10 protein-coding genes are annotated in these 11,758 nt (G+C 49.2%); all 10 read right to left on the bottom strand.

Annotated features, from left to right (window positions below; all coding sequences use genetic code 11):
* Nucleotides 1-647: 647 nt before the first annotated feature.
* Nucleotides 648-1,433, bottom strand: coding sequence for an IucA/IucC family C-terminal-domain containing protein (locus ASG89_RS04120; protein ID WP_057309030.1), 786 nt, complete (start codon nucleotides 1,431-1,433; stop codon nucleotides 648-650).
* 34 nt (nucleotides 1,434-1,467) lie between these two features.
* Nucleotides 1,468-2,325 carry a sugar phosphate isomerase/epimerase family protein gene (locus ASG89_RS04115; RefSeq protein WP_057309029.1) on the bottom strand — a complete coding sequence of 286 codons (858 nt, stop codon included), beginning with the start codon at nucleotides 2,323-2,325 and terminating at the stop codon, nucleotides 1,468-1,470.
* Nucleotides 2,325-3,317, bottom strand: coding sequence for a DUF6005 family protein (locus ASG89_RS04110; RefSeq protein WP_057309028.1), 993 nt, complete (start codon nucleotides 3,315-3,317; stop codon nucleotides 2,325-2,327). Before ASG89_RS04110 ends, ASG89_RS04115 begins: the two co-directional genes overlap by 1 nt.
* Before the next feature lie 17 nt (nucleotides 3,318-3,334).
* Nucleotides 3,335-3,613: a petrobactin biosynthesis protein AsbD gene (asbD, locus tag ASG89_RS04105; RefSeq protein ID WP_057309027.1), complete on the bottom strand. Its 279-nt coding sequence runs from the start codon at nucleotides 3,611-3,613 to the stop codon at nucleotides 3,335-3,337.
* A complete protein-coding gene (locus ASG89_RS04100) occupies nucleotides 3,613-4,887 on the bottom strand; it encodes an AMP-binding enzyme (protein ID WP_057309026.1) in 1,275 nt (424 codons plus the stop codon). The genes asbD and ASG89_RS04100 overlap by 1 nt, the downstream gene beginning before the upstream one ends.
* Nucleotides 4,884-6,734, bottom strand: a complete 1,851-nt coding sequence (locus ASG89_RS04095; protein WP_057309025.1) for an IucA/IucC family protein — start codon at nucleotides 6,732-6,734, stop codon at nucleotides 4,884-4,886. The genes ASG89_RS04100 and ASG89_RS04095 overlap by 4 nt, the downstream gene beginning before the upstream one ends.
* The gene (locus ASG89_RS04090) at nucleotides 6,704-7,954 is read right to left on the bottom strand and encodes an MFS transporter (RefSeq protein ID WP_082592716.1); all 1,251 of its coding nucleotides are present in this window, start codon (nucleotides 7,952-7,954) and stop codon (nucleotides 6,704-6,706) included. The genes ASG89_RS04095 and ASG89_RS04090 overlap by 31 nt, the downstream gene beginning before the upstream one ends.
* Nucleotides 7,951-9,294, bottom strand: coding sequence for a lysine N(6)-hydroxylase/L-ornithine N(5)-oxygenase family protein (locus ASG89_RS04085; RefSeq protein ID WP_057309024.1), 1,344 nt, complete (start codon nucleotides 9,292-9,294; stop codon nucleotides 7,951-7,953). The genes ASG89_RS04090 and ASG89_RS04085 overlap by 4 nt, the downstream gene beginning before the upstream one ends.
* Nucleotides 9,295-9,314: 20 nt before the next feature.
* The gene (locus tag ASG89_RS04080; RefSeq protein ID WP_235549600.1) at nucleotides 9,315-9,881 is read right to left on the bottom strand and encodes a GNAT family N-acetyltransferase; all 567 of its coding nucleotides are present in this window, start codon (nucleotides 9,879-9,881) and stop codon (nucleotides 9,315-9,317) included.
* Nucleotides 9,882-9,958: 77 nt separating this feature from the next.
* Complete coding sequence (locus ASG89_RS04075) at nucleotides 9,959-11,758, bottom strand: IucA/IucC family protein (protein ID WP_057309023.1); 1,800 nt, start codon at nucleotides 11,756-11,758, stop codon at nucleotides 9,959-9,961.

The following is an 11,758-nucleotide window of genomic DNA, read 5'->3' as shown; positions in this document are numbered from 1 at the left end:
GCTCTTGCGCACAATTTTTGTGCGCTAGCGTGCCGCTGACGGCCGGGCACTGCTCTTGCGCACAATTTTTGTGCGCTAGYGTGCCGCTGACGGCCGGGCACYGCTCTTGCGCACAATTTTTGTGCGCTAGCGTGCCGCTGACGGCCRGGCACYGCTCTTGCGCACAATTTATGTGCGCTAGCGTGCCGCTGACGGCCAGGCACCGCTCTTGCGCACAATTTACGTGCGCTAGCGTGCCGCTGACGGCCAGGCACCGCTCTTGCGCACAATTTATGTGCGCTAGCGTGCCGCTGACGGCCGGGCACCGCTCTTGCGCACAATTTTTGTGCGCTAGCGTGCTGCTGGCGNGGCACCGCTCTTGCGCACAATTTATGTGCGCTAGCGTGCYGCTGRCGGCCGGGCACCGCTCTTGCGCACAATTTTTGTGCGCTAGCGTGCTGCTGGCGGCCGGGCACCGCTCTTGCGCACAATTTTTGTGCGCTAGCGTGCYGCTGRCGGCCGGGCACTGCTCTTTGAATGTTATACTTCCTATTATTATAAAAAAGCTCCCTAATTCCTGCACTTTTGCAGGAATAGGGAGCTTTTGGCTTGAGCACGAGCTAAACGCGTGGAACCCTTTCCACATATTTGGCTAGGGTGCCTTTGTATTAGTGATGGTGCGCCATATGCGCAAAATACTTATCTATTCTACGATCCTCTTTGATCGTAGGGCATGTGTAGCAATAATTATCTTCACCCGGCATGCGGAAATGCAGACAGCATTTCGAGCGGATCATAATCTTGTCCTCGTCGGCTCCTGGTATATCTACACAGCGGAATTCACCCGTTAACGGGTTCTCCCTGGATCCGAACACCTGGAGAGTATCCGCCTCAGCTAGTAAATAGCGAAAGTTGTCCTCAATATACGCTTTCTCCGAGGATGTTTCAGCTTCTGCGCGCCATTCATCTCGATAATACACTAAATTATAAGAAATCGTTGCCCACAATGTTTTGACATCGATCCCGCTCCAGTCCACGATTTGCTTCAAAAAGGGAACGGCATGATCCGTAAATAGGTGGCGGGCATAGTTCTCTCTTTCCACAGCATAAGGGCCACTTCCCGCCCAATTCTCCAGGGAGTATGGAAACAGCAGACGGTAGTACAGATGCTTGTTTTTAAGAGAAATCACAACATTATGGGGAGATACATTCAAACATCGTCCATAGCGTACCCAAGCGTCCCATGCACCGGTAATGAAATGACTGTACCGCTTAACGAACAAAGAACTCGCTACTTTACGATTAGGGGCACCAATTTGCTGAGCGAACTGTTCAAGCAGCTCTGCGATCCCTTTCTCGTCGTCCAGCCTATATTCCCTGATAAGCTCTGTGCTCTCTGAGGAATCGAGTAGTAAATGATAGTGTTTAAGCGAAGTTACCATGTCGCTGCTCATGTCCAGTCATCCTCCAAATGTATGCTTTACCGACTTAGTCTAACACCGAGTGCAATCGATTCAGTCTGTGATGCAGCCAGCCGATCTCCTCTTTCAGTACGCGCATAGGATCTGCGCCAAACCATTCCAGAGAAGCGAATTTACCGCTTTGACTTATTCGATCAATAATCGGACGATAATTTACCGCCCCATTTTCCAATGATACCATACCTTTCCGGCTGCCGTTCGCTGCATATACTTGATGAGGTTGAAACACGCTGCAGTGGGACAAGGAAGTCACATTTTTCAAATGGAAATAGGCTACCCAAGGCGCCAACAACTCGTAACTTTCTAAGGGATCGTCACCCGCTTCCCACATGTGCAGAAAGTCCAAGTTCAACCTGACTGCTTCATGGTTAACCTCCATCATTAGCTTATAAGCAGCCTCCATATGATCGGCCAGTGTTCCAGGGTGTGTTTCCACAAGCAATTCCATGCCTTGATTCATACACAGATCGCCAAGAATTCGTAATTGACGGACCGTTTCTTCGAACTCAGCCGTGTCCACCTCTCTGCTTCCGCGCATGCCCGCAAACGTACGAATTTTGCTTGTTCCAAGCCAATCCGCGACAACAAGCAATTCTTTGCACTTAGCAATCGTTTCTACGAAATTAACCTGAGTGCCCACATCCAAATAGTCGCTGATCATTGAAACCGTCAAACCAGCCCCTTCAAGGAGTGCTTTCTCCAAACCTTCCCGTTCCTTATACAAGTGACGGGCGTGAGCTCCCCATACCTCTAGCCCGTCGAAGCCTTGAGCTTTGGCGAATTGGACCAGCTCCTCGAATGAAATTAACGTGTGGCGAAAGGTAATGGTGCAGAGCGAGCATCGTAGTCTAGACAATTCTGACATTAAAAAGTCCCCCCTTTCACATTTGCATACTGAGCCGCGGACCATAAAGTAAGCTCACGTTTCAATTCAGACTTAATGCCTCGTTCAATGGCTTCTGCCTTATCCAATGTCTCCAGAATGGAGGTAAGCTGCCCCGTACTTCCGGTCAACGACATCTTAACGGCTTGGAATTGCAGCGTATTAAAGGCTTGAACCAAATCACGAATTTGCTGGGCCCAATACTCATAATTATCCCTAGGTAGTTGTAGTTCATCGTGGAAAAACATCAGCGCATAGTCATACCCATATTTGCGAATCACAATGACATAGAGATGCTTCAATGCATCCCCTAGAGAAGCAATCTTGGCCGGATCTTCCGTTAACCTAGCGACAAGTGTCCGAAGTCCAGTTACCAGTTCATTTTTATCAAGATGAAATGCATCATAGAAGTACGCGATAATATTCTCCGGCGTCGGCGCTTGAATGGTCGTGGCATCCATATAAAACCCGTCAGGGTACGCATTGTGAACAAAGGCTAGGAGCAACTGCTCGCGGCTAACAGTCCCCTCCCATTTCATGTCTGCATCCAGCATGAACCATTCATCTTCACGATCAGTGGCGGAAACGATCACATAATGAGGGAATGGATTCAAATTAAACTTATTTTCCCGTTCTGGCATAAGGGACATATCGATCTGAACCACGACGTGTCGATGACGAGGTGCTTGCTCAACTAGCTCCACCAGTTTGGCCGCATTCGTTGCCGGATCTTGATGAGGATCATGCCATTGCACACTTCGAATACCAAACAAACGTTCGTTCCACTCCATTAATCGAGTAGGCTGAAACGAGTCTGAATAATAGGATAAGCCCGATGCATGCCACCCGAACTGCTCTTCCCACACGTTGAAATAAAAAGGGCGATAATCGACGTTGCTATGTCTTTTGACCACTTCGCACATGCAGCTGAGCACACAATGAACTTTGATGCGTTGGTCTTTCCAACCGAACATGGCCGTGCCTCCTTCCTTCACTCCCTTAGTTCCTCGGTTATGCCTACAGGAGTCAACCTATCCATGAAATCTAGCAGCGTTCCTACTGTGTGAAACACTCTCGGATCGACTTCTTCCTCTGGAATGCCTAGGCCAAATTCAACCTCAATCCAGACCAGCAACTGCATCATCATGACCGAATCAATTCGAAGGTCCTCGTTCAGTCTGTGTGATTCTTCTAGAATAGGCAGCTGTGTCAGCAGCAACTTCGTTGCCATAATGACGCGTAGCTTATCCATGCGTTGTTCTCTTGTCATTAGCTTAATTCGGCCTCCTCCAGCAATTTACGACTAATTTTCCCTGTAGCGGTTCGTGGAAGTTTCGTCACACAGGCTACTTTGGATGGCACTTTATAAGGAGGCAATTTCTGCATACACCACTCACGAATGGTCTCCGACATGATCTCAGGATCTGCCACGACCATGCAACAAGCGATCTCTCCCATCACGGGGTGACTACCACGGTAGACGACACATTCGTGAATACCAGGCAATTGGGAAATCACATTTTCCACTTCAAGGGGGTATACTTTTAGGCCCGATACATTGATGACATCGTCCGCTCTGGCTAAAAGATGTAAAGCCCCTTGATCTTGATAAGCAAGATCGCCCGTATGGATCACCTGATTCTGCACGGTAATGATTAACTCCCGTGGCTCATCAGATGATGCCCCTGCTCCCACCAACTGAATGTGCCCTAGCAGCTTGCCAATATCGGCACTGTTCCGAAGGGAACGGTTTATACTAATACATCCCGCTTCCGAGCAGCCATACTGCTGGAGCAAACGATCCGCCGCCATGGGGGCTAGCTTATCAATTAATCCTTGCGGCATCGGCGCACCAGAACTCATGAACTGATAGAAACGTACATCCGAAGGAAACGAGGTCAGAACATGCAGCGTCATAGGGACGCCATAAACAATATGTTTCGGTGTATCCCGTAGAATGGCGAGTGTCAGCTTAGGGTTGGTATATGAAGCAACGTGAGGTACAACGTGTCTCGCTATGGCGGAGAGCACACCGCTAATAAGACCGTAAGAATGACTCACGGGGGAAATCACAATCGGTGTAATCGAGGTGTCCAAACTAATTTCTACATTATATGCGGTAATTTCAGCCTCAATAGCCGACCAGGTTCTGCTTATCAGCTTCGGCTTGCCTGTCGTACCTGAACTGAACATACAGATAGAAGGCTCCTGCGAGGAGATGATATTTGTTTCACTTCCAGCAATAGGCAGGAATCCGTCCTCCACAGACTGGTACACAAGTCCAATGCAGCCTGCTTCCTTGCCGAGCAACTTCGCCGTTTCGAGCGGTGTCTCTCCGTGAAGCAGCAGTGCGGATACCCTGAGTTCCTTCAGATAAAGCACTAGCGGAATCAGCTCTGCAGCATTCGCGATGCATACGGCAATCCTTCTACCCGATTTCCATGCTTCCCGCGTGTGCGGCAAAAGCCCCCATGCTTTCCAGCGAGCTTCTAGATCATCCTGGCCGAAATACGTTTGATTATATGCAAACAATTTCTTATTCAAAGACGAATCTCCTCTCTGTTTGTACGGTACGAAGAATAAAGGAAGGCCGACAGTGGATTGGGTACTTCATGCGACAACCCTTTGGTTTGCAAGGCAAGCCGCTTATGCGTCAACTGCTCGACACGCGTTGTCGGAGCAAATAAGTCCAACGTGTCAAAGCGCTCCTGGAGGTGCGAATCTCGTTCGATATGGCGATGAATGCAGGCAGCTGTCATTTGCCAGAACTGCCCTTCTTCAAAACCGTAACGATCGTGCAGCATCATCGCCAGCTCCCCAAGATTAACAAAGAATAACGCACCTAGTGTCAAATAACGCAACGGTGCTACATCCTCCACTTCGAAGTTGGCCCGTTCCTCTTTCAGCATGTAGCGTTCGTGTACTTGTGTTAAGTCCGGACACAAATCTGGTCTGCTCAGGAAGGAGCGATTATACAGGACATCCTCGTGGAAATCTTTTAATGCCAATCGCTCAGGCAAGCCATCACGATGGATCATCACCATATTTTGCGCGTGTGATTCTGTAGCCACGCCATGAACAGCAGCCAAATGGAGAACAGGCAGCACACACCGCTCAAGAAGTCGGTTCAACCATACCTCGATCCCATAAGTTTGCAGCCAAGGCTCAATGAAGGGAGTCCCATCCCTTTCCAACGTGCAAAGCGCATAGAAAGGGACTGTTTCCTCTCCGGTTCGTAAATAACCTTGCAAGCTCTCTCGCCAAATGCAGCCCACTGCTGCGTACAAAGGGGATGGCGTACTCCCTTGTGGATCATACGAGAGGGCCGCGATTTCACGAAGTAAAATAAGCTTGGCTTCATCCTTTAAATAAGGATCTTCATCCACGAGAGTTTGCAGCCAAGCCGATAAAACTGGCGCCGTTACCGTATAGTGCGGAAGCAATTGACGGGAACTCGATGTGTTCAATAAATTCATGGAAAGTTTGACATATGTTTTCTGTGGCGATGTGCGGTTAGATAGTGTTCGAATAGACTGCTGAGCGCGATATACATCTTTAGAAGGCCATAGCAGCATCATGCGCTTCTTGTTAAACTCCTCTGCATACGCAGGTGCGATAATCCGGCGCCACTGCCAGGGATGTACGGGCACGAACGTGTAAGCCTCTGGGTCCAAACCTTCGCTTTGTAAGCATGCACGAAAAGAATCTACCACATCATTTCCCAACTCTTCACGCAACATGCCATCAAATGTAAGATGAGGCAGCACAGCAATCCGGCTCTCCACTTTACTTACAGCCAGCCATAAAGGCTGCACATCTTGGGCAAATTCAGGACCATACGTAAGATGATCCCCGTAGTCAAACCCGATCCGAGACTTATAGCTGGGGTGATAACGATGTCCGTCCATCACAGCCGATTCCAACTCTTCGCCGCTCAGTTGATGCAAATCCGTATCTCCCAGCATCCGAACATACTGTGCCATCGAATCTTTGAGGAGCGTGTGCTCCAGCTCCTCTGTGAACGAACCTAGCTTGTTCACATCTGTTCCCGGCACATTCAGCACTTCCTGAATAAATAGTCGAAGGGATACCGCTTCGGCCTCACCATCGCTTCCAAGCCGAATCAGCGGAACGTCTTCTTGTAATCGAATACGACCAAATGTAAGTTTGCGCTGTCCTAGGCACCAATGTGTCACCTTCAGACCTTCGGCATCCTGACCCTGCAGACTGAATCGCAGAGCATCTCCAGCTGGTTCCGTTAGCGGCAAGACGATACCTTCATAAATGACCGATTCAACTAATTGTCGGAAAATTCTTCTACGCACTTGTACGCAGCTCTCGGATTTCAGCGCTTCAAGCGCTATGAGGTCTTGCTGCCATGTACTTGCCATGTGGTTGCCTCCTTCGGTGAGCTATAAATATTGGACCATTTAAACAGCATGCCATTCACAAGGCACAGCAAGGCGGCTGCCAGCAACGGTGAATTCAATCCAACTTGGATCGACAAAAATGATGATAGCAGCGGAGATAATAACTCTCCCGCTGTCTGAAAGGACACCATGACACTAAACGCTATTGCTGCTGAAGCTCCTTGTTGCCGCCCAAACAAAATAACATCGAGAACTGCCATCGTAATGGCTAGAAACATTCCGTACAGTATACGTCCTGCGATCAATCCACCTATACTTTCCGTCATCCCTTGCGTGACCAAGCCGATAGCCATGGCTCCAACGCCAACCATATACGCGATAGGCAGCCTGCCTGGCTTGGCTAAACTGCGAAGAAACGGCAGAAGGATTAACGCACAGACGTGGGGCAGAAGAAACAACATACCCGCTAGTTCTATGGATAAGCCAAAGTCCTTTTCGACATAGGGGGTAAAAAAGGGTCTGACCACTTGATTCGAAATCGTGAGTGTAAGAAACAACAAGCCAAGCATCACAATCGTTCTATCATGGAGCAAGTTGCTTAACAGCCCCTTTGAACCTCTAGATTCACGTCGCTCTTCCTTCTTAGAAGCGCTGTTCCATCCCCAAAGAACCACAACGCATACGCACAATTGAATGACATCGGCAGCTGCTGCCCCATAGAACAACGTTAATGGATGTTCCATCTGAAGCATATGAGCCCCCGCCAACGCAGCGATTAGAACCGCTGTATGATGAACCGCATGAAACTTTGCCGCAGATCCCGCTTGAGCTCCGTTATCACTAAGTTCCATAATAATGGGGTAAATCAACATATAGCTGCTTTTAAAAATGAGCAAACAGATCGTCAGAATCAGGAATTCTGTCGCACTATCCGCCTGCGCCAGCAGCGCCGTCGATAAGGCAGTCCCTGCCTGACCGATGAGCAGCAGCCGCTTAGCTTCCCATTTGCGGGTCAGCCACCCCCATAATGGAGAGCAGAGCACGACCGTTAATCGGCAGACAAACAAATATAAACCTGTGTAACTGTAGTCCTCAATTCCGAAAACCTGATGGAAAAACTGGGGATAATAAGGTGACAGCAGCACTTCTGTAAACAGTCCTAGAAACATGCAGCCAAGAAGTGCGGCCTGCATGCCTGTTCGCGTTCTACGACTCAGCGCTTGAGGTTTCAGCGTCTTCATCGGTTAACTCCGAACTGTTGAAACACATTTCGATTTCTGAGCGGATATACCTCACGTCCTGCCAAATGCTTAATAATTACGCTATTCCGATGAGCGCCCAGCCCAAGATCAGGTGCACCCACACCATGCGTATGCAATTCCCCATTTTGAATAAAGATCTGATTATCCCCGTTGGTTTGCAGCTTCAGCGAGTAATTCTCAGCGATATCCAAACGTCCTTTCGCATCTCGACAAATATATGGCTCTAACGGACGTAAGCAAGCTGGTTCGGCATGTTCATAACCTGTCGCCAGAATGACAATCTCGCTCGTATGTTCGAAAGTAGCATCCTGCTGCAATTGTCGGCAATGTAATTGGTAGCCATCGTTTCCTCGGTCTGAAGTCGGAAGCAACTGCTCCACTTCAGTTAGGGACAAGAGTCTAACACCTGGCCCTTCCCCCCCACCGATTCCAGCCTCGTACAGCGTATCGTATATATCTGCGATGGTGTTCGCGCTAATCCCTTTGTACAGCAAGCCCTGCCCTGCTCGGATGCTATCCTTGTTCTCGGGTGCAAGGTCGTAGAAGTACTTCGTATATTCAGGGGAAAAATGCTCGAGTCCGAGCTTGGAATACTCCATCGGGAAGAAGCCCGATGAACGTGTAAACCAATCCAACCGATACCCATTTTCACTCTGCGCTCTTAGCAAATCCAGCACGACTTCCGCTGCACTTTGTCCCGAACCCACGACCGTGATCGACCGTGCTTTCAGGCAACGTTCCCGATTCGTTAAATAGTCGGCTGAGTGAAAAACATTCGATCCGCTTACGTGTTGAAACCGTTTCGGAATATGTGGTCTGCTCCCAACACCTAGTACCAAGTTACGGGCAACATAGGTCTTTGTTTGCGTGGTCTGAAGCTCTTTCGCCTCCACAACAAAATGGGAACTGGAATCCCCTTCTTCTAGACGAATTCCGCTCACTTCGTAGCCGAAACGGCAGGAGGCTAATCGTTCAGCCGCCCATTTACAGTAATGGTTATATTCCCTGCGCGGTATTTGAAACTTCTCTAGAAAGTAAAAGTGATACAATCTGCCATGCTCATGCAAATAATTTAGAAAGCTAAGCGGATGTGTCGGATCGGCCATCGTCACCAAATCCGCGAAGAAAGGGACTTGCAGTGTCGTCCCCTCAATCAACATACCCGGATGCCACTCGAACTGTGGCTTCCGTTCCAAGAATTGGGCCTTCAACTCGGGTACGCGCGTAAGCAGCGCAGCAAGACCGAGATTGAAAGGACCGACTCCGACGCCCAGCACATCCCATTCATCTGAATGATTCGGAACAACTTGCCTAACCAATAGGAATCTCCCTCGTTTCTCTATCTATGTTGACAATCAACATTTCGCGTATGTAACGGTTGCAACGTTATCACTTCAAAAGCTTCTCGGTCACATAACATCAACGCAGCCTTCTTATCTGGAAGCTGCACTTCCTGCTGGAAACGGAAGCCGCATTTTTCGAAAATATGATGCATCTTCGCATTGCGAATATCGGGCTCGGCCACGACTCGCTTAGTACCTGGATGCATAAACTGCACACGTACGAGTGCTTTCAACAGGAGTAATGCATAACCCCGGCCGAGATAGCTTGGCGGACCAATCAGCAGATGTACGCCTTGATCATCCTGCGCTGAATCATAATAGGGTTCAATGACATCAGATTCCACCCAATAGGATTCAAAATAGCTCATCGGCTCCCCATCCAGCTCACCGATGCAAAGCGTCTGATGCGGATCGGCCAAGAAACGCTCCAAGTGGCTCCGATAGGCATCCAGTGAAATGTTCAGTTGCCAGAAGGGAACGACATGCGGCTCCTGCTGCCAACTATGCAGCATCACCAAATCGCGTTCCAGATCAACCGGACGAAACGAAATCGTCCTGCCAATCGTGGGATCCTCATAGGCTACCAGAGAAGGATCCTCAAAAATTTGCTTCAAATTGCGATTCATACTCCCCGACACTTTCAATACACCTCCAGAACCAGCGGATTGTCCACGAGAACATAGACCGACTGGTTTTCGAGAGAACCGACTAATTCATCCATATCGTAAAGTCGAGTAAGCAGGTTTGCTTTGCATGGGATCTTAGCTTCCGTTAACAAGCTTTGGAGGAAAATAGAAGGCTCCCTATTCAACGGAAGGAATTCAACCAGCACGGAACGCAACTCACGCAGCAGCTCACGTTCATCAGCAAGCCCAGCTGTACCGAAACCGTTAATTAAGCCGAATAAATGATTAAAAATGACATAATAGCGGAAACGTTCATCAGCAATCGCATCATCGCAAAACGTATGGCTCCTATCTCCAATGCCGGGCAACTCCTTATTCAAGTGTTCCTTCATGGAATTGCAGAAATAATAACCCTGATTGTCCCGATAATAATAACGGTGTGGGTACCCGTTGTTCAGCTGGACAACACTGTTCTGCTGATGAGCTTCCAGCGCAATGCCATGTGTGACATACAGCCAGATCATTGGCTTCAGCGAAATGTTCAAGTATAAGCGGAACCAATCCAGACTTACCGCTTCCGTTGAGCGGCCCTCCTGCCTAGCCAATCGGTGAATGATTGTGCTTAGGCGCGACTCAGAACCAGGCAGCGGATCCTGCACGAGTGAAGCAACTAATGAAACTTGCCGAGCCTGTTTCCCCTGAAACGGATTGTCGCGCAGGACGACTTCGAATCCAGACTCTTCCTGCCCATCCAAACCAATCGAAACATAGGCAGGATCCTTCACAATAGCAAACGCTGGATATCGCTCTGATACCTCGCCGACTTTGGTTTGCAGCATCCGGGACACCTCAACGCCACGTTCCAATTCTTTGAATAGATTCACACGTACCGAATTGGTTATTCGCACAGGTACGGACCCTTTTGGCATAAATGGCGACTCCGGATGATACATCGTGCGGAACGATGACGTTGCCGAGTAATAACGCCCTATTGGACCTAGATCTTGAAGCAAGCCCTCTTCGAGAAGCTTCTGAACGGCTGGTTTGGCTAATACTTCGTTCGCCTGCAAAGGATGCAGTGGAATCAACGTATATTCATCGCTCTCCGTGTAGGCTGCCTGATCATCGGCGCGACGGAGATCCGATTTAATCCATTCCGTTGCCGTTATCTCAAGCGCAGAATCCTCACGTACAATGCTGCGATGTGCACGGAAATAATGCAGCTGGAACTGCCCTTTCAACTCAGGGGAAAATACCCCTTGCATGCTGGCTGGAACCCCGTCCCGACATTTCGGTGTAGGATGGAGCAAGTGCCCGAACAACAAGGATTGCTCAGCTGTGATGAAGTCCCCGTCAAAGCCATATAACTGGTCGCGATCTCCGTCACGGGCAGCGACAAACTGCTCGATGCTGGCACAGCTTTCTTCGATTTGCTGCAACAAATCCTCTGTACGATCCGGCGATCCCACCTTGACGAAATGACCTAATTCCAGAACTAGCCGCCGGGCTAATACCAGCTCATCTTCCCCAGCTCCTTCACTCCCCGCGCTTTCCTTCCAGTCCAGGGGGAACTGAAACAAATGTCTTCCTGTCAGAGATTTATGTTTCACTGAGACCTTGATACAGCCTCCTTGGCTGACCAAAGGCACTTCCAGCACCCACGTACCATCAACTTCACGCCAATCTCCTAATCCAGTTTCCCTAAGAAAGCTGTTCAGTAAGCTTTGCAGCGTAGCTCTAGCTGCCGTCCGATACGAGTCTCCCCCCTTTTCCTCAAAAGTTTGTATGTTTTCCAGTAATCCATCCTGGATCAT

The sequence above is a fragment of the Paenibacillus sp. Soil766 genome (assembly GCF_001428105.1).
GTDB lineage: Bacteria > Bacillota > Bacilli > Paenibacillales > NBRC-103111 > Paenibacillus_E.
Note: the sequence above shows the minus strand (reverse complement) of the source record. Positions and strands in the feature narration are given on the sequence as shown.

Excerpts from the sequence above, each read along its gene's own strand:
- ASG89_RS04110 (WP_057309028.1), bottom strand. The coding sequence starts at position 3,317 with ATGTTCGGTTGGAAAGACCAACGCATCAAAGTTCATTGTGTGCTCAGC.
- ASG89_RS04095 (WP_057309025.1), bottom strand. The coding sequence starts at position 6,734 with ATGGCAAGTACATGGCAGCAAGACCTCATAGCGCTTGAAGCGCTGAAA.
- ASG89_RS04075 (WP_057309023.1), bottom strand. The coding sequence starts at position 11,758 with ATGATCCAGGATGGATTACTGGAAAACATACAAACTTTTGAGGAAAAG.
- ASG89_RS04120 (WP_057309030.1), bottom strand. The coding sequence starts at position 1,433 with ATGAGCAGCGACATGGTAACTTCGCTTAAACACTATCATTTACTACTC.
- ASG89_RS04090 (WP_082592716.1), bottom strand. The coding sequence starts at position 7,954 with ATGAAGACGCTGAAACCTCAAGCGCTGAGTCGTAGAACGCGAACAGGC.
- asbD (WP_057309027.1), bottom strand. The coding sequence starts at position 3,613 with ATGACAAGAGAACAACGCATGGATAAGCTACGCGTCATTATGGCAACG.
- ASG89_RS04115 (WP_057309029.1), bottom strand. The coding sequence starts at position 2,325 with ATGTCAGAATTGTCTAGACTACGATGCTCGCTCTGCACCATTACCTTT.